General features: G+C 69.8%; 23 protein-coding genes. 12 read left to right on the top strand and 11 right to left on the bottom strand.

Annotated features, from left to right (window positions below):
• Window positions 1–99: 99 nt before the first annotated feature.
• From AC08OO_RS14230 to AC08OO_RS14215, 4 genes are all read right to left on the bottom strand, one after another.
• Complete coding sequence (locus tag AC08OO_RS14230; protein WP_476618625.1) at window positions 100–1,104, bottom strand: S1C family serine protease; 1,005 nt, start codon at window positions 1,102–1,104, stop codon at window positions 100–102.
• Window positions 1,105–1,239: 135 nt separating this feature from the next.
• Window positions 1,240–2,127, bottom strand: coding sequence for an N-acetyl-1-D-myo-inositol-2-amino-2-deoxy-alpha-D-glucopyranoside deacetylase (mshB, locus tag AC08OO_RS14225; protein ID WP_476618626.1), 888 nt, complete (start codon window positions 2,125–2,127; stop codon window positions 1,240–1,242).
• Window positions 2,128–2,227: 100 nt separating this feature from the next.
• On the bottom strand, window positions 2,228–4,090 hold the full coding sequence (typA, locus tag AC08OO_RS14220) for a translational GTPase TypA (RefSeq protein ID WP_476618624.1): 1,863 nt from the start codon (window positions 4,088–4,090) through the stop codon (window positions 2,228–2,230).
• A 272-nt stretch (window positions 4,091–4,362) separates the two neighbouring features.
• The gene (locus tag AC08OO_RS14215) at window positions 4,363–4,866 is read right to left on the bottom strand and encodes a (deoxy)nucleoside triphosphate pyrophosphohydrolase (RefSeq protein WP_476610342.1); all 504 of its coding nucleotides are present in this window, start codon (window positions 4,864–4,866) and stop codon (window positions 4,363–4,365) included.
• Between the two features lie 173 nt (window positions 4,867–5,039).
• On the opposite strand from AC08OO_RS14215, the gene AC08OO_RS14210 reads away from it, so the two are divergent.
• A complete protein-coding gene (locus tag AC08OO_RS14210; RefSeq protein WP_085015717.1) occupies window positions 5,040–5,339 on the top strand; it encodes a 4a-hydroxytetrahydrobiopterin dehydratase in 300 nt (99 codons plus the stop codon).
• Window positions 5,340–5,419: 80 nt separating this feature from the next.
• Here the strand turns inward: AC08OO_RS14210 and AC08OO_RS14205 are convergent, their stop codons facing one another.
• A complete protein-coding gene (locus AC08OO_RS14205; protein WP_476606394.1) occupies window positions 5,420–5,794 on the bottom strand; it encodes a DUF952 domain-containing protein in 375 nt (124 codons plus the stop codon).
• 140 nt (window positions 5,795–5,934) lie between these two features.
• Between AC08OO_RS14205 and AC08OO_RS14200 the strand changes: the two genes are divergently transcribed.
• Window positions 5,935–7,092 carry a heparan-alpha-glucosaminide N-acetyltransferase domain-containing protein gene (locus AC08OO_RS14200; protein WP_476610343.1) on the top strand — a complete coding sequence of 386 codons (1,158 nt, stop codon included), beginning with the start codon at window positions 5,935–5,937 and terminating at the stop codon, window positions 7,090–7,092.
• Window positions 7,093–7,242: 150 nt separating this feature from the next.
• On the top strand, window positions 7,243–7,572 hold the full coding sequence (locus AC08OO_RS14195) for a DUF6247 family protein (protein ID WP_476610344.1): 330 nt from the start codon (window positions 7,243–7,245) through the stop codon (window positions 7,570–7,572).
• Between the two features lie 188 nt (window positions 7,573–7,760).
• Here AC08OO_RS14195 and ychF read toward each other — a convergent pair whose 3' ends face one another.
• Window positions 7,761–8,837: a redox-regulated ATPase YchF gene (ychF, locus tag AC08OO_RS14190; protein ID WP_476610345.1), complete on the bottom strand. Its 1,077-nt coding sequence runs from the start codon at window positions 8,835–8,837 to the stop codon at window positions 7,761–7,763.
• 171 nt (window positions 8,838–9,008) lie between these two features.
• Here ychF and AC08OO_RS14185 point away from each other — a divergent pair, with 171 nt between their 5' ends.
• From AC08OO_RS14185 to AC08OO_RS14175, 3 genes are all read left to right on the top strand, one after another.
• The gene (locus AC08OO_RS14185; protein WP_476610346.1) at window positions 9,009–10,490 is read left to right on the top strand and encodes a DNA recombination protein RmuC; all 1,482 of its coding nucleotides are present in this window, start codon (window positions 9,009–9,011) and stop codon (window positions 10,488–10,490) included.
• Between the two features lie 62 nt (window positions 10,491–10,552).
• Entirely contained in the window at window positions 10,553–11,176 is a 624-nt protein-coding gene (locus AC08OO_RS14180; RefSeq protein ID WP_198537738.1) for a DUF6542 domain-containing protein, read from the top strand.
• 371 nt (window positions 11,177–11,547) lie between these two features.
• Window positions 11,548–12,396, top strand: coding sequence for a polysaccharide deacetylase family protein (locus AC08OO_RS14175; RefSeq protein WP_476610347.1), 849 nt, complete (start codon window positions 11,548–11,550; stop codon window positions 12,394–12,396).
• Here AC08OO_RS14175 and AC08OO_RS14170 read toward each other — a convergent pair.
• Together AC08OO_RS14170 and glpX are read right to left on the bottom strand one after the other, a co-directional pair.
• Entirely contained in the window at window positions 12,362–13,144 is a 783-nt protein-coding gene (locus AC08OO_RS14170; protein WP_476606406.1) for a sterol desaturase family protein, read from the bottom strand. The two genes, AC08OO_RS14175 and AC08OO_RS14170, sit on opposite strands and share 35 nt — an antisense overlap.
• A gap of 170 nt (window positions 13,145–13,314) precedes the next feature.
• A complete protein-coding gene (gene glpX / locus AC08OO_RS14165; protein ID WP_476618623.1) occupies window positions 13,315–14,319 on the bottom strand; it encodes a class II fructose-bisphosphatase in 1,005 nt (334 codons plus the stop codon).
• 436 nt (window positions 14,320–14,755) lie between these two features.
• Here glpX and AC08OO_RS14160 point away from each other — a divergent pair, with 436 nt between their 5' ends.
• Window positions 14,756–15,343 carry a DUF4245 domain-containing protein gene (locus AC08OO_RS14160; protein ID WP_476610349.1) on the top strand — a complete coding sequence of 196 codons (588 nt, stop codon included), beginning with the start codon at window positions 14,756–14,758 and terminating at the stop codon, window positions 15,341–15,343.
• Window positions 15,344–15,414: 71 nt separating this feature from the next.
• On the opposite strand, the gene AC08OO_RS14155 is transcribed toward AC08OO_RS14160, so the two are convergent.
• Complete coding sequence (locus AC08OO_RS14155; RefSeq protein WP_476606409.1) at window positions 15,415–15,621, bottom strand: hypothetical protein; 207 nt, start codon at window positions 15,619–15,621, stop codon at window positions 15,415–15,417.
• A gap of 440 nt (window positions 15,622–16,061) precedes the next feature.
• Here AC08OO_RS14155 and AC08OO_RS14150 point away from each other — a divergent pair, with 440 nt between their 5' ends.
• A complete protein-coding gene (locus AC08OO_RS14150) occupies window positions 16,062–16,334 on the top strand; it encodes an exodeoxyribonuclease VII small subunit (protein ID WP_476610350.1) in 273 nt (90 codons plus the stop codon).
• A gap of 58 nt (window positions 16,335–16,392) precedes the next feature.
• On the opposite strand, the gene xseA is transcribed toward AC08OO_RS14150, so the two are convergent.
• Window positions 16,393–17,607: an exodeoxyribonuclease VII large subunit gene (gene xseA / locus AC08OO_RS14145; RefSeq protein WP_476610351.1), complete on the bottom strand. Its 1,215-nt coding sequence runs from the start codon at window positions 17,605–17,607 to the stop codon at window positions 16,393–16,395.
• A 155-nt stretch (window positions 17,608–17,762) separates the two neighbouring features.
• Here xseA and AC08OO_RS14140 point away from each other — a divergent pair, with 155 nt between their 5' ends.
• The 4 genes from AC08OO_RS14140 to AC08OO_RS14125 all read left to right on the top strand — a co-directional run bounded on the left by AC08OO_RS14140 (window position 17,763) and on the right by AC08OO_RS14125 (window position 22,818).
• Window positions 17,763–18,722, top strand: a complete 960-nt coding sequence (locus AC08OO_RS14140) for a 4-hydroxy-3-methylbut-2-enyl diphosphate reductase (RefSeq protein WP_476606412.1) — start codon at window positions 17,763–17,765, stop codon at window positions 18,720–18,722.
• Between the two features lie 262 nt (window positions 18,723–18,984).
• The gene (locus AC08OO_RS14135) at window positions 18,985–20,376 is read left to right on the top strand and encodes a class II fumarate hydratase (protein WP_476610352.1); all 1,392 of its coding nucleotides are present in this window, start codon (window positions 18,985–18,987) and stop codon (window positions 20,374–20,376) included.
• 566 nt (window positions 20,377–20,942) lie between these two features.
• Window positions 20,943–22,355, top strand: coding sequence for a Si-specific NAD(P)(+) transhydrogenase (gene sthA, locus AC08OO_RS14130; protein WP_476606414.1), 1,413 nt, complete (start codon window positions 20,943–20,945; stop codon window positions 22,353–22,355).
• Between the two features lie 112 nt (window positions 22,356–22,467).
• Window positions 22,468–22,818, top strand: a complete 351-nt coding sequence (locus AC08OO_RS14125) for a winged helix-turn-helix transcriptional regulator (RefSeq protein WP_476618622.1) — start codon at window positions 22,468–22,470, stop codon at window positions 22,816–22,818.
• 86 nt (window positions 22,819–22,904) lie between these two features.
• Here AC08OO_RS14125 and AC08OO_RS14120 read toward each other — a convergent pair whose 3' ends face one another.
• The gene (locus AC08OO_RS14120) at window positions 22,905–23,462 is read right to left on the bottom strand and encodes an NUDIX hydrolase (RefSeq protein WP_232234875.1); all 558 of its coding nucleotides are present in this window, start codon (window positions 23,460–23,462) and stop codon (window positions 22,905–22,907) included.
• Window positions 23,463–23,807 lie beyond the last annotated feature (345 nt).

The following is a 23,807-nucleotide window of genomic DNA, read 5'->3' as shown; positions in this document are numbered from 1 at the left end:
GTAGGACATCGTCCGCCAGGCCCACCCGGTCAGGCCGACCAACCCCGAGGCCCCAGCCCCGGGACCCCCGTGGCGGACCCCGGCGGCGGATCTCGGTCCTCAGGCGATCACCAACTCGGCGGGTACGACGATCACGTCCACCAACGCGCCCCGCCGCCACACCGTTAGTTCCACTGGCCGGCCGATCGTGCCCTCGGTCAGCAGCCGCTGGAGATCACCCGGAGTGACGACGGGCGTCCCGGCCACCGACAGGACGAGATCCCCGGTGAACAGCCCGGCGATCCCGGCCGGACTGCCGACGACCACCTCGGCCAGCCAGACACCGTAGCGCTGCCCGATCCGCTCGGCCACGGCAGGTGGCAACGGAACACCCGCCCCCGCGACTCCCAGGTACGCCCGGCGGACCCGGCCGTCGCGCATCAACGCGGCGAGGATCTTCCTCGTCGTGTCGTTCACCGGGACGGCCAGCCCCAGGCCGACACCGGCGACGGCGGTGTTCACTCCCACCACCCGGGCGTCGGCCGTGACCAGCGCCCCGCCGGAGTTACCCGGGTTGAGGGCCGCGTCGGTCTGGATCACCTCGTCGACCACCCGCACGGCCGAGCCCGAACGGGTCGGCAACGACCGGCCGAGGGCGCTGACGACCCCGGCGGTCACGCTGCCGGTGAGCCCCAGCGGGTTGCCGACGGCCACGACGAGCTGGCCGACCCGCAGACCCGCGGCGTCCCCGAGGACGGCAGCCGGCGGGGTCGTGCCCCGGGCCCGCAGCACGGCCAGGTCCGAGAGCGGATCGGCACCCACCAGGTCGACCTCGCGCTCGGTGCCGTCCGCGAACTGCGCCAGCCCGACCGATGCTCCGGAGGTGGCCCGATGCCCCTCGACGACGTGCGCGGAGGTCAGCAGGAACCCGTCGTCGGTGAACACCACCCCGGAGCCGGCTCCCGCGCCGCGCCGGGTACGCACCCGTAGGCTGGCCACCGACGGGGTCAGCGCCGCGGCCACCCGGGTCACGACCGCGGAGTAGGCGTCCAGCGGCTCGACCGGCGAGGAACCACCGGGCCGCGTCGGGTCGGGTCCGTCTCCCTTGGCACGTCTGGTCCGCATCCGACCTCCTCGGCCGACGCCATACTTACATTGATTACAGCGTTACGAACACGGGGCCGTCCAGAACATTCCCACCGAGGTGCCTGTGCCACCGCGGCGAGCGGGCAGGCGAGCGGGCCGGGGCGCCGGAGCCGATCAGGGCTCGCGCACGAGACCGGCGAACAGGTCCCGCTCCCGCCCCTCCGGACCGTCCCCCGGCCCCCGGGCGCCCTCGGCCAGCACGAAGTGCTCGACACTCCAGGCTCGCTGGCCGATGCCGTCGGCGAGCGCGAAAAAGAACCCGTCAACGCTCATCTGCGTCCGGTGCGACCGCATGGCTGCGATCTTCGCCTCGAAGAAGTGGGGAGCGGAGAGCTCGGTCGTGATGTCCGCATCGTCGACAAGCGTCACCCCCAGCTCGTCCACGGACTTCAGACCCGCGAACGGGTTGCTCTCAGCGGCGGAATCGCGGAAGTACTCGAAGCCCGCGACGGCGCTCGATCGCGCCAGCGCCGTCTCGTAGCGCTTGGCGACCTGCCAGACCGGACCGGCCTGCGGGGCGAAGGACGGGTCGGCGGCGTCGGTGAAGGCCCGCCGGGTGAGTTCGTGGGCCCGAATGTGATCGGGGTGCCCGTAACCACCACGGGCGTCGTAGCTGACGAGCACCTGCGGCCGGACCTCGCGCACGATCCGCACCAGCTCCACCGCGGCCTCGTCCAGGTCCGCCCGCCACAGGCAGCGGGGATGGTCGTTGGCGGGGGTGCCGATCATCCCGCTGTCCCGCCAACGCCCGGGACCGCCAAGAAAGCGCTGGTCGGTGATGCCGAGCGCGGCGCAGGCACCGGCCAGCTCGCCGATCCGGTAGCCACCGAGCTGGTCGCCCCGATCCGCCCGCAGATGGATCAGCTCGGGCACCAGTACCTCCCCCTCCTCCCCCAACGTGCACGTCACGAGGGTGACGTGGGTGTCGGGGGAGGCGGCGTACGAGGCAAGCGCGATCCCCGTCGAGATCACCTCGTCATCGGGGTGGGCGTGCACGAACATCGCCCGCCGGGTGGGAAGTGGCGCAGTAGAGGGTGATGATGGGGTAGCTGTCGTCACATTAACGACCCTACGGGTAGCTTTGCCGCAATCTGGGGACCGCTCAGACTCGGCGGCGGGAGCGGATCTTCTCGCGCTCGGCTGCGGTCAGCGCCACCTTGCGCAGACGCACGAAGCCCGGGGTGACCTCCACGCACTCGTCCTCGCGGCAGAACTCCAGCGCCTGCTCAAGGGTGAGTATCCGGTGCGGGGTGAGCCGGACCAGCTCGTCGCCGGTGGATGAACGCATGTTGGTGAGCTTCTTTTCCTTGGTCGGGTTGACGTCCATGTCGTCCGCCCGGGAGTTCTCACCCACGATCATGCCCTCGTAGACCTCGGTCGTCGGCCCGACGAACATCGTGCCGCGTTCCTGGAGGTTGAACAGGGCGTACGCGGTCGCCACCCCGCTGCGGTCGGCGACCATGGAGCCTGTCGCCCGGGTGCGCAGCTCCCCGAACCAGGGCTCGTACCGGTCGAAGACGTGGTGCAGCAGCCCGGTACCCCGAGTCTCGGTGAGGAACTCGGTCCGGAACCCGATCAGCCCGCGGGCCGGGACCAGGTACTCCAGCCGGATCCAGCCGGTGCCGTGGTTGACCATCTGCTCGACCCGGCCCTTGCGCAGCGCGAGCAGCTGGGTCAGCGTGCCGAGGAACTCCTCGGGCGCGTCGATGGTGAGGCGCTCCACCGGCTCGTGGATCTTACCGTCGACAGTGCGGGTGACGACCTGCGGCTTGCCGACGGTCAGCTCGAAGTCCTCGCGCCGCATCAGCTCGACAAGCACGGCGAGCTGCAGCTCCCCGCGGCCCTGCACCTCCCAGGTGTCCGGCCGCTCGGTGGGCAGGACCCGGATCGACACGTTGCCGACGAGCTCGGCGTCCAGCCGGTTCTTGACCAGCCGCGCCGTCAGCTTCTTGCCGGAACGGCCGGCGAGCGGGGAGGTGTTGATGCCGATCGTCATGCTGATGGACGGTTCGTCGACGGTGATAACCGGCAGCGGCCGGGGATCATCGGCGTCGGCGAGGGTCTCCCCGATCGTGATGTCGGGGATGCCGGCGATGGCGATGATGTCGCCCGGCCCGGCCGACTCCGCCGGTACCCGCTCAAGCGCCTGCGTCATCAGCATCTCGCTGATCTTGACGCGCTGCTGGCTGCCGTCGGCCCGGCACAGCGTCGCCGGCTGACCACGCTTGATCGTGCCGTTGTGCACCCGGCACAGCGCGAGCCGGCCGAGGTACGGGGACGCGTCGAGGTTGGTGACCAGGGCTTGCAGCGGCGAGTCAGGATCAAACGACGGCGCCGGCACGGTCTCCAGCAGAAGGTCGAACAGCGGCTTGAGATCGGGTGAGTCCGGGCTCACCCCGTCGGCCGGGCGGGTGGTGGAGGCACGACCCGCCTTCGCGTTGCAGTAGACGATCGGGAAGTCGATCTGGTCCTCGTCGGCGTCGAGGTCGAGGAAGAGCTCGTAGGTCTCGTCAACCACCTCGGCGATCCGGGCGTCCGACCGATCCACCTTGTTGATGACGAGCACCACCGGCAGCCGCGCCGCGAGCGCCTTGCGCAGGACGAAGCGCGTCTGGGGCAGCGGGCCCTCGCTCGCGTCCACGAGCAGCAGGACGCCGTCGACCATCGACAGGCCGCGCTCGACCTCACCGCCGAAGTCGGCGTGACCGGGCGTGTCAACGATGTTGATCGTGATGTCGCCGTAACGGACCGCGGTGTTCTTCGCGAGAATCGTGATGCCCTTCTCGCGCTCCAGGTCCATCGAGTCCATCACGCGGTCGGTGAGCTCGGCATGCTCGCCGAACGCGCCGGACTGGCGCAGCATGGCGTCGACGAGGGTGGTCTTGCCGTGGTCGACGTGGGCGATGATTGCCACGTTTCGAAGATCGGCACGAAGAGACACGGTGATGCGCTCCGGGGCGGACATGGGGTTCGCGACCCCGCAACAACGACGACGTCACCGCATGAAACGACGGTAACGCATGAACCGGTGACGCGAACGTTCTGGCGAGTGTCCGCCATGGTGTCGGCGCCGCGGCACGACGATCTGCCCGTCACGCGTACACCGGCAACGGTCGCACCGCCACTCATGGTACGGGTGCACCCATGGCACGGACGCCTCGGCCACAACGAGCTTCACCGGTCCGGGGCTTCACCGATCCGCGACCTCCCGTCGCCGACCTTCAGAAGAGTCGACCTTCAGAAGAGCGATCCGGGAGTCGACAGCATGCGGCGCAACTCCGCCACCAGGGGACCGTCGGCCGGCATCCACCGGACATCGTCCAGTTCGGCCACGCCGAGCCAGCGCAGCTCGTCATGTTCGACGAGCCGGGGCTGCCGGCGCGTCACCCGGCCGAGCCACACCCGCAGCACCCATCCGGGGCTGGACAGCCCGACCTCACCGAGCGGCGGACCGACCTCGATCTCGACGTCGAGCTCCTCCCGGCACTCCCGGACGAGCGCGTCGAGCTCGTGCTCGCCGGGCTCGACCTTGCCGCCCGGAAACTCCCACATCCCGGCGTAGGGATGCGGTTCCCGGCGCCGGGCGGCCAGCACCCGGCGATCATCGTCGAGCAGCGCGACGGCAACGACCAGACGTCCCTTCACCACCGGGGAGTCGGTGCCGTCCCGGTCCTCAGGTGTTCCACGCCGTCGTCCATGGGTAGAAGGGAGGGCATCCAAGCCCTCCACATCCGCGTTCATGGTGCCGGACTCTCCCAGAGTCCGGCCAGCCGTGGATCCGTTCCCGGCGGATCGTGTCTGATGACCCTTTCGGGTGGCTCCACCAGGACGGCTCGCCCAGCAGCGGGACGCGGACCGCAAGCCAGAGAATCCAAGCCAGAGAATCAGAGAATCACCAGCCGGAGGAAATCGGTATGCCGAGCAGACTGGACACCACCGAAGTCGCCGGGGCGCTGGCGGCACTACCCGGCTGGATCGGCGACGCCGACCGGATCCAGTTGGAGATCATGCTGGACGGGGACGAGGCCGACGCGATCGTGGCCGAGGTCATGCAGGCAGCGGACGCGATGAACCATCATCCGGTCGTCGAGCGGGGCCCGGGAACAACGACCTTCACGGTCTGGACCCACTCGGTCGGCGGCGTCACCGAACTGGACGTGGCCCTGGCCCGCAGGATCTCACAGATCCTGCGCTCTGCCGGCGTCTCGTACTGAGCGCTCGTACCGAACAGATGTCTCGTACCGAACAGATGTCTCGTACCGAACAGACGTCTCGTACCGAACAGACGTGGAGATCACCAGAGACTGGGCAGCACCCGGAAGACACCATCCGGATCAGGCGGGAACGGTACGACGATCGTCACCGCTGCGGTGTCGATCCTCCCGTAGAGATGCGGGAAGAGCTCCCCTGGCGCGGGCGTGCCCCCCGCGGGCGCCTGACCGGCGGGCGCCACGGGCGCCGGCGGCTCCCAGCGCAGCTCCGCGCTCAGCCGCTCCGGGTTGACGACGACCAGCAGCAGGTCCGCACGCCCGGCGTAGTACCGGTTCGCGGTGGCCACGGCCTGCTCCGGGGCGGAGAAATGGATGAACCCCTCGGATGCCAGGCTCGCCGGGCGGTACCCGTCAGCCCCGGCCGCCCACTCGGACCGGCCCACCAGATGGCAGATCACGCCATCCTCCTCTCCTCGCCACTCATCGGTCGTTGACTGCCGAGCCACGGTCGCGGTGCCCGCGTCGGCCCGGGAACGCTCCCGGCGGGCCGGATGAAACCCACCTCTGCCCGGAGACCAGTCTGAAGGGCGTGCCCGCGATGCTTCAGCCCCGTCACCCGCAGGCCGGCGGGGAAAGCCGCCTACGCGGAGTCGACGCGGCGCGGGGCCTCGCCCTGATCGGCATGGTCGCGACGCACATCTATCCCGCGGTCGGGGATGACGGGGCGGGGACCCCCGCGCATCTGCTCGCCGCCGGCCGGGCCTCGGCGGCCTTCGCGGTACTCGCCGGGGTGGCGCTGGCGCTGTCGACCGGCCGGCTGCCGGCGCCACAGGCGCGCGCGTCGACCGTGGCACGAGCGGTCTGCATCGGGACGATCGGCCTCGCCCTCGGCTACACCCACTCCGGCATCGCGGTGATCCTCTGTTACTACGCGCTGATGTTCATCCTGGCCGTGCCGCTGCTGCGGGCTCCGGTCGGAGCGCTGGTCGTCGTCACGGTGCTGGCGTTCGCGGTCGTCCCGGCCGCGGGCCTCCTCAGCCGGGACCATCTGCCGCCCCCGACCCTTGCCGACCCGACCTTCGGCCGGGCGTTCACCCACCCGGTGAACCTGACTCTGGAGATGGGCTTCACCGGCTTCTATCCGGCGCTTGCCTGGCTCGGGTACCTCTGCGTGGGACTCACGGTCGGCCGGCTGGATCTACGGTCCACGCGGGTCGCCGCCGCCCTGCTCGCGGGGGGTGGCACGATCGCCGCGGCGGCGTCGCTGGTCTCCTGGGCCCTGCTCCGGCACGCCGCGGGCATGGCCGCACTCGAATCCGTCGATCCCGTCGAGGTCGCGGGAGTCGGGCCGCTGCCGGTGCGGTCCATCCTCGACGCCGGGCTGTACGGCAGCACCCCGACGAACACCTGGTGGTGGCTGGCCGTCGACACCCCGCACTCGTCCACGCCCGTCGATCTGCTGCACACCGGCGCGGCCGCAGTCGCCCTGCTCGGGTTCGTCCTGCTCCTGAGCCAGCTGCTGCCGCCCCTGATGCTGATCCCGCTCGTCGCCGTCGGATCGATGACACTGACCCTCTACTGCACCCACGTGATCGTGATGTCCGCGTCCTTCCTCCCCGCGGATCCGACGCCGTCCTTTCTGCTCCAGGCGGCCGTAGCCCTGACCGTTGCCACCGCCTGGCGGGCGAGCGGGGTGCGAGGACCGGCCGAGGCGATCGTCGCCGCGGCCACCCGGGGCACCCGGCAGCTCGTTTAGCGCGGTGACCACGGCCGCCGGAGATCTTCAGGCCGCGGCCACAGCCTCGCTGTAGAGGCGGACGTTGATCCCAAAGCTACTTCCGGACTCGTATTCCTTCGCGGTCCGGCCATAGCGGTCGGGAGGCTGCGCCGGGCGAGAACCAATCTCATGAGTGCGGATGTCACGATCCCCTCGTACGGGGTACGCAACCGGGTTGAGCGCACCGGTCCGGCGGTCCGGGCCGCGCCCAGGCCTGACCATCGTGCCGAGTTCGAAGCCAAGTTCCACGCGGCGGCTGTCGAGGCCGACGACGCCCTTGATCTGGCGCCGCCGCACCGGGTCATTGACCGCTGGTGGCCTCAGGCCGTGCTTTGCGCCAACCCGGAGATCCAGGCCGGCATCGACGAGGACCAACGCCGCATTGCCGCCGGCGATCCGACCGCGATCGCCGAAATCTGGTACCCGCCCGGCCATCCGCGCCCGTCACGCACGGTCTGATGACTGCCTAAAACGTGACAATCAGTGGATAGCAACCTTCGGTGACGGTTGGGGACTCATCGTCTATACCATTGAAGACAGGTGGATCATTATCACCGTGCTTCGCGTGATCTGACTGAACGGCCGCGGCCTCAACAGGCATGCCGCCACGCGGTAGGTGCTTCTCATCACACGGGAACGGCCCCTGATCAGACGTTGAAGCGGAACTCCACGACGTCGCCGTCGGCCATCACGTAGTCCTTGCCCTCCATGCGCACCTTGCCGGCCGCGCGGGCGGCGGCCATCGAACCGGCCGCGATCAGGGCGTCGTACGAGACGATCTCGGCCTTGATGAAGCCACGCTGGAAGTCGGTGTGGATGGCCCCGGCGGCCTCCGGCGCGGTCGCCCCGGCTCTGATGGTCCAGGCCCGGGCCTCCTTCGGGCCGGCCGTCAGGAACGTCTGGAGCCCCAGGGTGTGGAAACCGATCCGGGCCAGCTGGGCAAGGCCGCTCTCCTCCTGGCCGAGCGAGGCCAGCAGCTCCGCGGCGTCGGCCTCGTCGAGCTCGGCCAGTTCGGCCTCGACCTTGGCGCACAGCACGATCGCGTCCGCGGGCGCGACGGACCCGACAAGTTCCTTGCGCCGACCGGAATCGGCGAGGACGTCCTCGTCGACGTTGAAGACGTAGAGGAAAGGCTTGGCGGTGAGCAGGAAAAGCTCCCGCAGGGCGTCGCGATTGATCTTCGGTTCCGAGGACAGCGTGCGGCCGGCGTCAAGCACCTCGCGCGCGGCCTTCACCGCGGCCAGCAACGGCTGCTTCGTCTTGTCGGCACGGGCCTCCTTCTCCAGCTTCGGCAGGCGCGCGTCAACGGTCTGCAGATCGGCGAGGATCAGCTCGGTATTGATCGTCTCGATGTCGTCGGCCGGGTCGACCCTGCCCTCGACGTGCACCACGTCGGGGTCGGAGAACACCCGGACGACCTGACAGACCGTGTCGGACTCGCGGATGTTCGCGAGGAAGCGGTTACCCAGGCCCTGCCCCTCGGACGCGCCTCGGACCAGACCGGCGATGTCCACGAAGCTGACCGTGGCCGGCACCGTCCGGGCGCTGTCGTAGAGCTTCGCGAGCTCGCCGAGACGCGGATCGGGCACCCCGACCACGCCCACGTTCGGCTCGATCGTCGCGAACGGGTAGTTCGCGGCCAGCACCTCATTGCGCGTCAGGGCGTTGAACAACGTGGACTTGCCGACGTTGGGCAGCCCGACGATCCCGATCGACAAGCCCATGGCCGGTCAGTCTACGGACCTCACGGCTGCGGGCCCCACGGCTACGGGCCCCACGGCTACGGGCCCCACGGCTACGGGCCCCACGGCAGCTCGCCGGGAAGGGCCCGGCCGGGGACCGTCTCACCGCGAAACCGCGCGAAACTGTCGGAGGGCCGTGATTGCCTCTCTCCCGTGGACACGACCAGCGCGCTGCTGGCCCTGATCGGGCTGGCTCTCGGCGCCATGGGCGGATTCGCCGCCGCGCGCCGCTTCGCCGAGCCGCGGGTCGCCGCGCTCACGGCTGCGCACGCCACCGCCGTGCGGGAGCGCGACCAGGCCCGGGAGGCCGCCGCCGCCGCTGCCGAGCGTGCGATGCTGGCCGAGTCGGACGTGTCCAGCCTGCGCACCGCGCTGGAGTACGAGCAGCGAGCGGCTGCCGAGCGGGTGGCGCTGGTCGAGCAGAGCCAGGACCGGCTTGCCGAGAGCTTCCGAGCGCTGTCCGCGCAGGCTCTGGAGGGCGCGAGCCGTCAGCTGGTAGAGCTGGCCTCCGCCCGGCTGGACGAGGCCGGCGCCCGCGCCCGCGGCGACCTCGACGTCCGTCGTTCGGCGGTCGAGAGCATGGTGACGCCGCTGCGGGAGGCCCTCGGGCGGATGGAGGACCGGCTGCGGGAGCTGGAGACCGCGCGCACCGAGGCCTACTCGGCGCTCGTCGAGCAGGTGCGGTTCGCCCGCGAGGCGTCGGAGAACCTCCGGTCGCAGACCGCCGCGCTCGTGACCGTGCTGCGCCGGCCCCAGGCCCGCGGTGCCTGGGGCGAGATGCAGCTGCGCCGGGTGGCGGAGGTGGCCGGCATGCTCAACCGCTGCGACTTCACCGAGCAGATGACGATCCAGGGCGACGACGGCCCGCAACGGCCCGACATGGTCGTCCACCTTGCCGGTGGCCGCAACGTGGTCGTCGACGCGAAGGTTCCGCTCAGCGCGTTCCTGGAGGCCGCCGACACGACGGACGAGGACCATCGCGCGCGCCGGATGGCCGCCCATGCCCGCCATCTGCGTGCGCATGTCGACGGCCTCGGCGCCAAGTCCTACTGGCGGCGGCTGCCGTCGTCCCCGGAGTTCGTGGTGCTCTTCGTCCCCGCCGAGGCGTTCCTGGCCCCTGCCCTCGATCACGATCCCGGCCTGCTCGAGCACGCCGCAGGCAAGAAGGTCATCATCGCCACCCCAACCACGCTGATCGCTATGCTGCGGACCATCGCCCACGCTTGGACTCAGGATGCGTTGACCGCACGGACGAAGGAGATCTTCGAGCTGGGTCGCGACCTCTACACCCGCCTCGGCACCCTGGGCGAACACGTCGATCGCCTCGGTCGCTCGCTCGGCCGGGCGGTGGGGGACTTCAACTCCACCGTCGGCTCGTTGGAAAGCCGGGTGCTGACCCCCGCCCGCCGGCTCGCGGCCATGGAAGTCGTCGAGGCGGGGCTCCCCAGTCCGGTTCCGGTAGAGACCGGCGTGCGGCCGCTGTCCGCCGCCGAGCTCCTGAGGAGCACCGGGGAGGGCGCGACGACCGGGCGGGGTGGCGCCATGGAGGACCCCGGAATCGATGTCGGGTACCAGACCCCTGACGGCGCAGATCCGGCCAGATGGGACGCGAACGACCAGCATAAGGAGGCTTAAGCAACGGAAAGCAGTGAGATCGACACCGAAAGCTCAAATGCGAGAGCCGATGCGCATGTCTGGTGCATCGCCCTGACGCATTGGAAATCTGCGGGCGGTACCTTGCCTTCGTGAGTGTGCCGCCTCACCGGCAGTCGGCCGGACCGCCGGGCAGATCCGCACGCGCTCGCGGGCATGATGATCTGTACGCCCGCAGCTCGCGCGGTCGGGCGAGTGGGCCGCCGCCCACGCTGTTCACGGGCAGCCGCCGGGGCCTCACCGCGCTCGGCACCGGCATCCTCGTCCTCGTCATCGGTGGGCTCGGTGCCATCGCGGACTCCGCGATCTTCGGTTCCCTGAAGTTCGCCTTCGGCGTGCTGTTCATCGGCTCGTGCGTCCTCGCCGCGGTCCGCGTGCATGCGGATGACCTCATCGGCGTAGTGATCATGCCGCCGCTCGCCTACGCGCTCATCACCCTCGGCGTCGGCTACCTGAACCCCGCAGCCGGGAACGGCGGCTCCGGCCTGCGCAACAAGGCCATCGATGTCGGCTCGGAGATGATCCTTCACGCTCCGATCCTGCTGACGGCCTTCATCCTGGTAGTCGTCATCGCGCTCTTCCGGGGTCGCCGCGCCCAAGTGGCGCGCCGCGAGCGGCAACGTTCCCTCGCGCAGTCGGCCGCCGAGCGCCGACGCCGGCCGCTGTAGCCCGGACCGCCGCTTCCCCACGCCGGTTCCCCACGCCGGGTCGGCCGTACCGCCACAACCACCCCACAGGTAAATCCATGCCATCAATAAAAACAATAACAGGCATGTAGATGGAACGGTCGACGACAAACACCGGCAACGCGACGGCACCTATTGCCGCAGCTCGTGCTAGATTCCATGCCGCATCACGCACCCACCGTTCAGGTGCACTTCCACTGGCATATCGGGTGCCGCATCCCCGGAGGCGGCGGACGTAGGGAGGCCCGCTTGTCGTGCACGTCTCACGCTTTCTCCGGCGAGCACGCCCCGTCCGTTGGTGAGCCGGTCGGGCCCCGGTGACCGCCAGTCCCTGCTCAGCGGGACGAACGCCGATGATCCCGATGTTGCGCTACCGGTCTCTCGACACGCAGCCGCCACGCGGCCCGCGACGTCGGCTAATCCCCTTCGCGACCTTCATGCGGCACTGCGCCCTCATCGCCGCCTCCGGCCGGCAGGCGCTCACCGTGTCGAAATATGCCGCATCCCTGCGCGCGGCCACCGCGCCGGCCAACCCGGTCATCATCACCTTCGACGACGGCGGCGTGGAAACCTTGAAGGCTCTCCGCCGACTGGCCGAGACGGGTCTGACGGCGACGGTATTCGTGACCAGTTCGCGGGTCGGTGATCCGGGCTATTTCAACCGGACCGACCTTCATCGAATACGGGGTCTCGGGATAGAAATCGGCGGGTCCGGTCACACCGGACGGCGGCTGGACGAGCTGGCGCGGACCGACGTGATCGCCGAACTGACGCTGTCGCGCCGCCGGCTGGCCGTGGCGACCGGGGACGAACCTCGCACGTTCGCCTACCCCCTCGGCGGATACGACCTGTCCGTACGCCAGCTTGTGATCTCGGCCGGCTACAGTTCGGCCTGCGCGGTACGCGACGTCCTCTCGCATCCCGCCGACGACCGCTTCGCCCTCGCCCGGTTGACCATCGAGGCGAACACGCCCGACAGCCGGCTTCGCGCGTGGTTGGAAGGCGTCGGGCGGCCCGCGCCGCCTCCCACGGTGCCACGGACCCACACCCATCGGCTTCGGCGCGCGGCCGCCCGCCCGCCCGGTCTTTTCACCCCCCGGCTCGGTCAGCCCGATCCTGGCCCGGTGACTGGCAGCGGGGACCCGGGCGGCCTCGCATCCCCCGGCCTCAGCTGGCCATCACCGGCCCTCCCGGAGCACTGAGCAGTCCGAACAAACTGAGCAGACGGGGTGGCGGCAGGACGGCTGGCGGCGTGGTACCCCGCCCGCGGGCGGTCGGCGAGAGTGCCACGGCGTCCCGCGGCGGGTCGGTGCGCAGGGCCAGATCACCGAGCGGACTGGTCACCCCGAGCCAGTACCGCTCGTTGCGGTAGTGGTGCAGACGATGCCCTCGCCACAGCCGCCGGTAGTAGGCCGTGCGCGGGGGGACCCGGGTGTGGATGAGGAAATGCGTCCAGTCGTAGACGAGCGCACCCATCCCAAGGCAGAGCGCGCCGGTCGCAACCCATGGCGGCCCGAGCAACGCAGGCGCCGCGACGGCGACGGTTCCGCTGATCACCTCGCGGGGGCGCAGGAACATCGTGTCGAGGTTGGTCGGATCGCGATGATGCTGCTCGTGCCCGTATCCGGCAAGCTGGTAACCGATCGATCCCAGCCGACTGCCCGGCCGGGCGTGGAGCAGTATCCGGTGCACACTCCACTCGACGAAGGGCTGCGCCGCCACGGCGGCCACCGCGACGCCGGTGTCCCGGATCCGCCACGGGCCTCGGACCACCCGCAGGACGGCAAGCGCCCCCACGCAACCAAGCAGAACGGGGGGCCGTGGATGGCGCAGGAACCTGCGTGCCGCACCCACCAGCGTCCGGACCTCCGCGGCGCTGCCGTGCGGTCCCGGGGGGTCGAGGCGCGCGAACACCCTCGCGGGGACGGACGGTCGCGGGTAGTGCACCATGCGACCACCTCCCGACCAGATCGGAGTCGGAACGGAACAGGAACAGGAACAGGAACAGCATGGAAACTGTACGGAACTCCGACCGGACCGGCGACTTGGATCGAAGCTGCGACCGGGACCGCGGCGGCTCAGAACGGGACCGCGGCGGCTCAGAACGGGACCGCGGCGGCTCAGAACGGAACGGTGGAGTACGCCTGCAGCTTGGTGAGCTGATGCTGGCTGTCCACCCGGCGGATGGTGCCCGAGCGTGACCGCATCACCAACGAGGACGTGTTCGCCCCGCCCGGCCGGTACCGCACCCCGGCGAGCAGTTCGCCGTCCGTGATGCCGGTCGCCACGAAGAAGACGTTGTCACTGTCGACGAGGTCCCGGGTGGACAGTACCCGGGCCGGATCGCCCCCGAGGTCGGCAACCCTGCGATACTCCGCGTCGTCCCGCGGCCACAGCCGGCCCTGGATCACTCCACCCAGGCAGGTCACGGCGCAGGCCGTGATGATCCCCTCGGGAGTGCCGCCGATCCCCAGCAGCAGGTCCACGCCGGTGTCCGCCGAGGCGGCCATCACCGCTCCGGCGACGTCGCCGTCGGAGATCAGCTTAACCCGGCCGCCGGCCGCCCTGATCTGCTCGACCAGTTGGCTGTGCCGGGGCCGGTCCAAGACCACCACGGTGACGTCCCGCGGGAGGATCTCCTTGGCCTTCGCCACGGCGCGGATGTTGTCCTCCACCGAGGCCGTGATATCCACCACCCCGGCCGCCTCCGGGCCGGTGACCAGCTTCTCCATGTAGAAACACGCGCTCGCGTCGTACATCGAGCCACGCTCGCTGACCGCCATGACCGAGATGGCGTTATTCATCCCCTTGGAGGTCAGCGTCGTACCGTCCACGGGATCCACGGCGACGTCGCATTCGGGGCCCTCGCCCGAACCGACCACCTCGCCGTTGAACAGCATGGGGGCCTCGTCCTTCTCCCCCTCGCCGATCACGACGACCCCGCGCATCGAGACGGTGCCGACCAGTCGGCGCATCGCGTCGACGGCGGCCCCGTCCGCGCCGTTCTTGTCGCCACGGCCGACCCAGCGCGCCGCGGCGAGCGCGGCTGCCTCGGTTACCCGGACGAGTTCGAGCGCGAGGTTGCGATCCGGAGCCTGCCCTTGCACGGCCAGCGTATCGGGCACGGACGAGGCGTCGGAAGGCCTGGAGGCGGAGGATTCAGCAGTGGAAGACACGGCCCGAGCCTAGTTCGGGAGCCCCGTCGGCGCCCGAACTAGGCCCGGAGTGACGCCGAATATACCTCCATGACCCTATCCCGCCGCGAAGGTGAGCCCGCGGCCGTCCGGCAAATCCGGCCTGTCGTCGACACGACATCTCGAATCCGCCGAAGAGGCACGCAACCTTCAACCCGGTGCGCGCGTCCAACGAAGCATCGGGCAGCCGTCACGCGGAGGGGGCGTGACGGCTGCCCGGCAGGCCCCGATCTGGCCGGTTTCTCGCCCCGCACTCCCCGATAAGGCCCTCCAGCCGGGCGAGAGTCTGAACACACCACCACCCCCGCGAGCCGCCCAGACGTGGTCCAGGTGCCCATTCGGGGGTTCGGACCTGGAAGATGGGGACGTGGCACGACGACGCGGTCAGGAAACGATCAGAGACATGGCGCTCTCTCTCGCCGTGGTCATGGCGGGTGTCCTGCTCTTCGTCGTCTTCGTCATGCCCCGCGGAGGCGACGAGCCCGCGGTCAAGGTCGTCGCGACGAGTGAGCCGATGGCGGCGTTCGCCCGCCAGGCGCCCTACTCCCCGCTCGGGCCGGCTGGCCTGCCCTCCTACTGGAAGCCGACCTCCATCCGCCTGACGCTGCCCACCGGTGGTGGCGACGGTGGTGCCGATGGTGGTCCCGCCGAAGCGGCGATCGGCTACGTCGTCGATCGGCCCGACCATCGGACGTTCGCCCGCTTCGTCGAGAGCAACGCTCCCACCGCGGTCCAGCGGATCCTGGGGAACCGACCGGCCAACGGCACGGTCGATGTGGAAGGCGTCGCCTGGCAGCAGCGCCGGGACGGCGATGGGCATCTCGCGCTCACCCGAACCGACGGCGGCGTCACCATGATCGTGGATGACGGAGACGGCAAAGGCGGGGCGAATCAGGCCGATCTGGTCACCCTCGCCGCGTCACTGCGACCGGTCGTTCCCGCCGCCACGAACTGATCGGGCCGCCGGTACGGGCCCGGTCGATGCAAGCCGCCCGGTCAGCGCGAACCCGGTCAGCGCGAACCCGGTCAGCGCTGGACGGCGGCCGCGATGACGGGAGGCCGTGCGGGCGCGACGGCCGTTGCGGCCGGTGGCTGGCCCCCACCCTCCAGAGCGGTGGCGGCGGGGATGAGAATCGCCATGCCGATGACCAGGCCGGCCGCCCGACGTAGCAGCGGGCCCGTCGCCGGCATCCGCCATCCGGGATGGGCGCCGCCAACCCGCGTTCCGATCATCTCACCCCTCGGCACGGCGCCCACGGCGGCAACCGAAGGCGGAGCGTGCTCTCGGGCGAGGTCGCCGAGAGGTCTGCGACGAGGCGTCGGGCGTAGCGCGGGCATTGCTACCTCCGGACTGGATGTCCTGCGGGTAACGGCCGGTGTGCCAGGCCGGTCGTGGTCCGTCTCGGACCGAGACCAACCTGAAACGCCGTGCAGTGACCTTGTACTATGGATCTCCGCCGGACCGGCCGGGTTCAGCCATGATTGTCCCTTGTTGGATATCATGTTGGCCAGACAGAGGGGAAATCGCCACGCCGGTGCCTCCTGGCCGTCGGGTCGCCCAACGGTGGATGCCGGGTCGGGTCGGGACCGGCCCGAAACCTCGCGGTCACGGATTGAGCGGACATCGTTATAGAGGATTGTGGAAGATAGAGGGTTGTGGAGGCGGCACGGAGGTGGCCATGCCCGAAGAATCCAACGACGGCCCTACCGGTCGCACATCGGGCTCCGCCGCCGATGTCCTCCCGCCGGGCGTCCCGGCCCCACCGGTCACCTACGAGGCCGCGCGAGCCGAACTCGAGGAGGTCGTCCGCCGGCTGGAGGCCGGCGGGGTGAGTTTGGAGGAGTCACTGATCCTCTGGGAACGGGGCGAGGGGCTCGCCAAGACCTGTCAGGCGCTGCTCGACGGCGCCCGCGCTCGACTGGCCGCGGCGACTCCACTCTCCTGAGCGTCTCCTGATCTCCTGAGCGAGCGGCCCCTCCAGCCGACCGGGCCGCCGGGCCTGCTCAGCCGTCCACGACCGTCGCGCGCAGCGTTCCGCCCGCCACCCGGATAGCGAGCCCGTCCCCGGCCGCAACCTCGGCAGGTCCGCGCACAACCGCACCATCCACGGTGCGCTGCACCACGGCGTACCCGCGGTCGAGGGTCGCCGCCGGCGACAGCGCGCGCATCCGGGCGCGGGTGGCGGCCAGATCGTTCCCGGTCACATCTATCACGTGGCGGACGCAGCGGCGCGAACGGGCGAGGAGCGCCGACACGTCGTCCGCTCTGCGGTCCACGTCGCGCGTGGGCGTTGCGAGCACGGGGCGTCCCCGGGTGTCCGCCAGCCAACGTTCCTCCCGGTCAAGTCGGTGCTCGACGACCCGCCGGGCCCGGGCCCGCAGCTGGGCGACCGCGATCGCCTGCTCACCGACGTCCGGCACCACCCTCTTCGCCGCATCCGTCGGCGTGGAGGCGCGGACGTCGGCGACGAAATCGAGCAAAGGGGTGTCCTGCTCGTGTCCGATTGCCGACACCACCGGGGTACGCGCAGCCACGACAGCCCGCAGCAGCGCCTCGTCGGAGAAGGGCAGCAGATCCTCCAGCGACCCGCCGCCACGAGCGATGACGATCACTTCCACCTCGGCACGCGCGTCGAGTTCCCGCAGCGCGTCGATGACCTGGGCGACCGCGAGAGGCCCCTGGACGGCCACCTCCCGTAACACGATACGCACCGCCGGCCAGCGACGGCGCGCGTTCTCGACCACGTCCCGCTCCGCCGCGCTGGCCCGCCCGGTGATCAGGCCGACGGCCGCCGGGAGGAACGGAGGACGCCGCTTACGGGACGCGGCGAACAGCCCCTCGGCCGCCAGCGTGGCCTTGAGCTGTTCGAGCCGGGCCAGCAGCGCACCGGCACCGAGCGGGCGAATCTCAACAACCGCAAGGGCCAGCGTGCCTCGGCCGGGGTGGAACGACGGCTTGCCCCACACCACGACGCGGGCCCCGTCGACGAGCGCCGGCCCCACCGCGTCGCACACCGCGCGCGGGCAGGTGACCCGCAGGGACACGTCGGCGACCGGGTCCCGCAGGGTGAGGAAGACCGTTCCCATCCCGGGACGGCGGACGATCCCGGTCACCTGCCCCTCGACCCACACCCGCCCCAGCCGGTTGATCCAGTCTCCCAGCGCGCGCGACACGCTGCGGACCGGCAGCGGCTGTTCCGGGGACGATGTCAGTGCCACCCGGGCACCGTAACCTCGCCCCACAACCACGCCCCACAGTCTCGCCCCACAACGGTCGGCGGCCCTCGCCACGGCCGGACCGGACGATGTCGCCATCGGGTGATGCATCGCCTAGCCGACTTCCCGACCGCCCGCCGCCGCGTAGACTCCCACCCATGGGCCGGGTCCTTCTTGCCAAACCGCGCGGCTACTGCGCTGGTGTCGATCGAGCCGTCGTGACCGTGGAGAAAGCACTAGAGCTGTATGGTTCACCGGTCTACGTACGCAAACAAATCGTTCACAACCTTCATGTCGTGAAGACGCTGGAGGCCAAGGGCGCGATCTTCGTGGACGAAACCGACGAGGTGCCGCACGGCGCCACCGTCGTGTTTTCAGCCCACGGAGTGGCACCAACGGTGCACGAAGAGGCGGCGGTGCGCGAGCTCCGCACAATCGACGCCACGTGCCCACTGGTCACCAAGGTGCATTCTGAAGCCAGGCGGTTCGCCCGTGAGGACTACGACATCCTCCTCATCGGCCACGAGGGCCACGAGGAGGTCGTCGGCACCACCGGGCAGGCTCCGGACCGCATCCACCTCGTGGACGGGCCCGAGGACGCCGCCGGGGTGAAGGTCCGCGATCCGAAGCGGGTGGCTTTCCTCTCCCAGACCACACTGTCCGTCGACGAGACGATGACGACGGTTGACGCGCTGCGCGAGCGCTTCCCGCATCTGCAGGGTCCACCGAGCGACGACATCTGCTACGCCACGCAGAACCGCCAGGTCGCCGTCAAGGAGATCGCCGGCGCGGTCGACCTGGTCATCGTCGTCGGCTCGCGGAACTCCTCGAACTCGGTCCGGTTGGTCGAGGTCGCGCTCGACGCCGGCGCCCCGGCCGCCTACCTCGTGGACGACTCCACCGAGGTGGACCTGAGCTGGTTCGATGGTGTCGAGACCGTCGGGGTCACCAGTGGCGCATCGGTGCCGGAGGAACTCGTCACCGGCGTGATGGCCTGGCTCGCCGAGCGGGGCTTCACCGATGTGGAGGAGGTCACGTCCGCGGACGAGCACCTTCTCTTCGCGTTGCCGCCGGAGCTTCGCCGGGAGATGCGTACCCGCGAGCGCGCCGCCGGCTGAGCCCGGACCGCCCCTCACACCAGACTCGTCGGAGCCACCCTTCCCCGCATTGCGCCGAAGCCCCGACGTTCCCCTCAGGAACCTCGCCGAAGGCAAGGTGACGGAGACCCCGAGCGGCCCCCTATAGCAGGGGTCCCGACATGTCCTAAGGTCGGCCCTGGGGCCGCGTCCAGGCGGCATCTCGCCGGCACGCGGCCCCAGTATGCGGTACAGGGCACGGGCGGTACAGGGCACGGGCGACAAGCATCGGGAGAACAGGCGCATGAGCGAGCAGGAATACCGCATCGAGCACGACAGCATGGGTGACGTCCGGGTACCGGTCACGGCCCGGTGGCGGGCCCAGACGCAGCGGGCGGTGGAGAACTTTCCCGTCTCCGGCCAGCGGATCTCCCGCGCGCACATCGCGGCGCTCGCCCGGATCAAGGCCGCCGCCGCGACGGTGAACGCCAAGCTGGACGTGCTCGACGCGGACATCGCCGAGGCGATCGTCGACGCGGCCACGGAGGTGGCCCGTGGTGACTGGGACGACCAGTTCCCCTTGGACGTCTTCCAGACCGGCAGCGGCACCTCGTCCAACATGAACACCAACGAGGTGCTGGCCTCGCTCGCCTCCGAGCGCCTCGGCCGCCCGGTTCACCCGAACGACCACGTCAACGCCTCGCAGTCCTCGAACGACGTCTTTCCCTCATCGATCCACATCGCCGCCACCCAGGGCATCGTCGGCAACCTGATCCCGGCCCTGGAGCACCTTGCCACCGCGCTCGGTCGCAAGGAGACCGAGTTCGCCGACGTCGTGAAGTCCGGCCGGACCCATCTGATGGACGCGACCCCCGTGACGCTCGGCCAGGAGTTCGGCGGGTACGCCGCCGCGGTCCGGCTCGGCGTCGAGCGCCTGCAGGTGGCACTGCCCCGGATCGGAGAGCTGCCGCTCGGTGGGACAGCCGTCGGGACCGGCATCAACACCCCGCCCGGCTTCTCCGCCGCGGTGATCGAGGAACTGTCCGCCAGCACCGGTCTTCCCCTGACCGAGGCACGCAACCACTTCGAGGCGCAGGCCTCCCGGGACGGCCTCGTCGAGGCGTCCGGCGTGCTGCGGGTGATCGCCCTCTCGCTCTACAAGATCGCAAACGACCTGCGCTGGGCCTCGTCCGGCCCGCGAGCCGGGCTCGGCGAGATCCGGCTGCCCGACCTCCAGCCCGGATCCTCGATCATGCCCGGCAAGGTCAATCCGGTCCTTCCCGAGGCGGTCTGTCAGGTCGTCGCCCAGGTCGTCGGCAACGACGCGGCGGTCGCGTTCGGCGGATCAGCCGGGAACTTCGAGCTCAATGTCATGCTGCCGGTGATCGCACGTAACCTGCTGGAGTCGATCCACATCCTGTCGACGATCAGCCGACTGTTCGCCGACCGTTGCATCGACGGCATCGTCGCCGACGTCGAACGCTGCCGCCGCTACGCCGAGTCCTCCCCCTCCATCGTGACGCCGCTGAACAAGTACATCGGCTACGAGGAGGCCGCGAAGATCGCCAAGATCTCGCTCGCCGAGGAGAAGACCATTCGCGAGGTCGTTCTCGAGCGCGGTTACGTTGCGGCGGGCCAACTCACCGAGGCACAGCTCGACGCCGCGCTCGACGTGCTGTCGATGACCCACCCGTAGCCGAAGCTCGTCGGGCGGCCGCTCCCCCACCGTCGCGTCTCCCGGGCACCTCCGTGACCCACGGAGGTGTTCCGTCCCGACGGCGCAACCCGACGGCGGCGCCCGACGGCGCGGCGGGGGCCGTGGAAGACCCCCCAGACAGCCTCCACGACCCCCGCTAGAGGTTTAACGGGTCGGCGGCGGGTTGGTTACGGGTGGCGGGTGCCCCAAATTTCACCTGCCGGCACGACGGCCCGGCACGTCGACCCGGCGGCAGGGTCTGCCAGCCCGGCGGCGAGGGCCCGGCAGCCTGGCGTCGCGACTCCTCGACGGGTTCCCACCAGTTGGACTCGAAAAGCTCTCAGCCGGAACCACACCGGCACATATGGCGGACGCGGCGGCACACCTCGGCCATCACGGACGGGTTCGCGACACCTACCTCAAGTGATAACCCGCAGGTAAAGCGACTCCCGAGAAATTTCCCAGAAGAAATGGACGTAACAAGCACGGCCAACATGCCGATCCGACCCGTCCGGCCGGATAGCCTCGGGTTCACCGGAGACCGATAGATTGCGGGGGATGTGACGATGTTCGACTACGACGTCCTCGTCATCGGATCCGGGCCGGGCGGGCAGAAGGCCGCGATCGCAGCGGCCAAGCTCGGCCGACGGGTCGCGATCGTCGACAAGCGGGAAATGATCGGTGGTGTCAGCATCAACACTGGCACGATCCCGTCCAAGACGCTGCGAGAAGCGGTCCTTTATCTGACCGGCATGTCACAGCGTGAGCTGTATGGGTCGAGCTACCGGGTAAAGGATGACATCACCGTCGGTGACCTCTCGGCGCGGACCAGACATGTCATCAGCCGCGAGATCGACGTGATTCGCAACCAGCTCAGCCGTAACCACGTCACCCTGCTGACGGGACTGGCCAGCTTCGTCGATCCGCACACCGTGAACGTGCGGGCGGGCGGCGAGGACACCGAGGACCGCCGGATCCAGGCGGAAAGAATCATCATCGCCACGGGAACCCGCCCGGCGCGGCCGGACACGGTCGACTTCGACGGACGGACCGTCGTCGACAGCGACCAGATCCTGGCCCTGGAGAAACTGCCCCGGTCGATGGTCGTCGTCGGCGCCGGTGTGATCGGTATCGAATACGCCTCGATGTTCGCCGCGCTCGGCACGAAGGTGACCGTCGTCGAGCGCCGTGACCGGATGCTCGACTTCTGCGACCTCGAAATCGTCGAGGCGTTGAAGTATCAGCTCCGCGATCTTGCGGTGACCTTCCGTTTCCGCGAGTCGGTCGTCTCCGTGGAACGCCACAACGGCGGTACCCTCACCCTGCTCGAGAGCGGGAAGAAGCTCCCGGCGGACACGGTGATGTATTCGGCCGGGCGGCAGGGGCTCACCGACATCCTCCACCTTCCGGCGGCCGGTCTCTCCGCGGACAACCGCGGCCGGATCAAGGTCGGCTCGGACTTCCGCACGGAGGTCGATCACATCTACGCGGTCGGCGACGTGATCGGATTTCCCGCTCTCGCGGCGACGTCGATGGAACAGGGACGCCTCGCGGCGTACGCCGCCTGCGGCGAGGACGTCAACGCCATGCGGGCCGAGCTGATGCCGATCGGGATCTACACGATCCCGGAGATCTCCTATGTTGGCAGCACCGAGGACGAGCTGACCGAGCAGGCCATCCCGTTCGAGGTGGGCATCGCCCGGTACCGGGAGCTGGCCCGCGGAGCCATCCTCGGTGACTCGTACGGGATGCTGAAGCTACTGGTCAGCCCGGACGACCGGCGCCTTCTCGGGGTGCACGTCTTCGGTACGGGAGCCACCGAACTCGTCCACATCGGACAGACCGTGATGGGCTGCGGTGGCACCATCGACTACCTTGTCGACAGCGTCTTCAACTATCCGACGCTCGCCGAGTCCTACAAGGTCGCGGCTCTGGACGCGATGAACAAGATGCGCGCGGTCGCCCGCTTCAGCGGCTGACCGGCGCACCAGACGGCGCATCGGGCCGGGGGCGGCCGCGAACCGGGCTCCTCGCCCCACGACGTCATGAGCTGACGAAAGGTAAGCCGCTATCACCGGATCGGGCCGGCTGATGGCGGGCAAGCATAGGCTGATCAGGGTGGAGCTGTCCTCGTTCTGCCCGCGCTACCACCATGCCGTCGAGACCATCGGGCGGCGCTGGACCGGGGCCATCGTGCGCGCGATGCTGGCCGGCGCAACCCGGTTCTCCGAGATCACGACGGCGGTGCCCAACCTGTCCGACCGGCTCTGTTCCGTACGGCTGAGGGAACTCGAAGCCGAAGGGATGGTCAGACGCACCGTCGTCCCGGACACGCCCGCGCGGACCGAGTACCATCTGACCGCGAAGGGAGCGGACCTCGCGGACACGGTCGCGGCCCTCTCCCTCTGGGCCGAGACCTGGCTCCCCGACCCACGCTGCTGACCCGTCCTGCTGACCCGTCCTGCTGGCCCGCGCTGCTGGCCCGGGGTTGCCCGGCACCCCAGCGGATCAGGCCCGCACGGGTCCGGTCAGCGCACCAGCCCGGCCTGCTGGGACGCTCTGGTCAGCTTCGCGCCCAGCTGGCCGGAAATCCGCTCGGGCGCCACCCACCGAACCTGCGTCGTGGCGCTCTCCCGCACCGCAAGGCTGCGGTCCTCGACGTGGAAGAGATAGGTCATGTCGTAGTGCACGTGCTCGGGTTCACCGAGGATCGGCGCGGCGTCGACGATTCTGACCTCCACGTCGAACGGGAGGATCCCGCCCGGGATCACCGCGTCGGCCTCGACACCGGCCCGGCGCGCAGCGAGCCCGAGCGCGGCGCCGAGCAGCGAGGAGTCGTCGGCGTCGACATGACCGCCGGGCATCCGCCAGACCGCGGTGGACGGCTCCAGGATCTCCAGCACCCGCCAGTCCGGGGACACGATCGCGGCTCGGCACGTGACATGGGCCGGCATCGTGCTACGGGCTGTGATGGATGGCCCGTGCAGAGCCAGCACGACCAAGGACCGCATGAGGTCCACTTCGTCCGGGTTTGCCTCGATGTAGCCCAAGGCCACACCGATCACCGCGTTGTTGGTGACCGCCACGCTTAAGGAACGTACAGGCATCGGGCGCCGATCACGACCCACTGAGACGGGACACACCGAAACTCGTATCGCACCAGCATACTCACTTACAGCGATAAAAAAGGTAACAGAACGGACCGAATCGGAATTCCGGCAGCAAGGAAGGGAGCTCCGCCCACGAGGGGATCCACCGTCGGCCGCGAAACGGCGGAAGCTGGAAGCAGTGGCACCAACACCCCGTGTAATCGTTACCCCCATGCGGCCCATCCCCATCTTGCGATTACGGAAGGTAACATCCCCCTCTTGCGGTTACGGAAGGTAATTTTTGGTACCGGCACGCCGCTCGGCCGCCCCGACGCGCGGCCC

This window comes from Frankia sp. CeCAU1 (genome assembly GCF_977971845.1).
The sequence above is the reverse complement of the archived record's forward strand: the minus strand, read 5'-3'. Positions and strand labels throughout refer to the sequence as shown.

Bases quoted from the DNA above. Each gene is read 5' to 3' on its own strand.
- AC08OO_RS14230 (WP_476618625.1), bottom strand. From the start codon at position 1,104: ATGCGGACCAGACGTGCCAAGGGAGACGGACCCGACCCGACGCGGCCC.
- mshB (WP_476618626.1), bottom strand. From the start codon at position 2,127: ATGTTCGTGCACGCCCACCCCGATGACGAGGTGATCTCGACGGGGATC.
- typA (WP_476618624.1), bottom strand. From the start codon at position 4,090: ATGTCCGCCCCGGAGCGCATCACCGTGTCTCTTCGTGCCGATCTTCGA.
- AC08OO_RS14215 (WP_476610342.1), bottom strand. From the start codon at position 4,866: ATGAACGCGGATGTGGAGGGCTTGGATGCCCTCCCTTCTACCCATGGA.
- AC08OO_RS14210 (WP_085015717.1), top strand. From the start codon at position 5,040: ATGCCGAGCAGACTGGACACCACCGAAGTCGCCGGGGCGCTGGCGGCA.
- AC08OO_RS14200 (WP_476610343.1), top strand. From the start codon at position 5,935: ATGCTTCAGCCCCGTCACCCGCAGGCCGGCGGGGAAAGCCGCCTACGC.
- AC08OO_RS14195 (WP_476610344.1), top strand. From the start codon at position 7,243: ATGAGTGCGGATGTCACGATCCCCTCGTACGGGGTACGCAACCGGGTT.
- ychF (WP_476610345.1), bottom strand. From the start codon at position 8,837: ATGGGCTTGTCGATCGGGATCGTCGGGCTGCCCAACGTCGGCAAGTCC.
- AC08OO_RS14175 (WP_476610347.1), top strand. From the start codon at position 11,548: ATGATCCCGATGTTGCGCTACCGGTCTCTCGACACGCAGCCGCCACGC.
- AC08OO_RS14170 (WP_476606406.1), bottom strand. From the start codon at position 13,144: ATGGTGCACTACCCGCGACCGTCCGTCCCCGCGAGGGTGTTCGCGCGC.
- AC08OO_RS14155 (WP_476606409.1), bottom strand. From the start codon at position 15,621: ATGATCGGAACGCGGGTTGGCGGCGCCCATCCCGGATGGCGGATGCCG.
- AC08OO_RS14140 (WP_476606412.1), top strand. From the start codon at position 17,763: ATGGGCCGGGTCCTTCTTGCCAAACCGCGCGGCTACTGCGCTGGTGTC.
- AC08OO_RS14135 (WP_476610352.1), top strand. From the start codon at position 18,985: ATGAGCGAGCAGGAATACCGCATCGAGCACGACAGCATGGGTGACGTC.
- sthA (WP_476606414.1), top strand. From the start codon at position 20,943: ATGTTCGACTACGACGTCCTCGTCATCGGATCCGGGCCGGGCGGGCAG.
- AC08OO_RS14125 (WP_476618622.1), top strand. From the start codon at position 22,468: ATGGCGGGCAAGCATAGGCTGATCAGGGTGGAGCTGTCCTCGTTCTGC.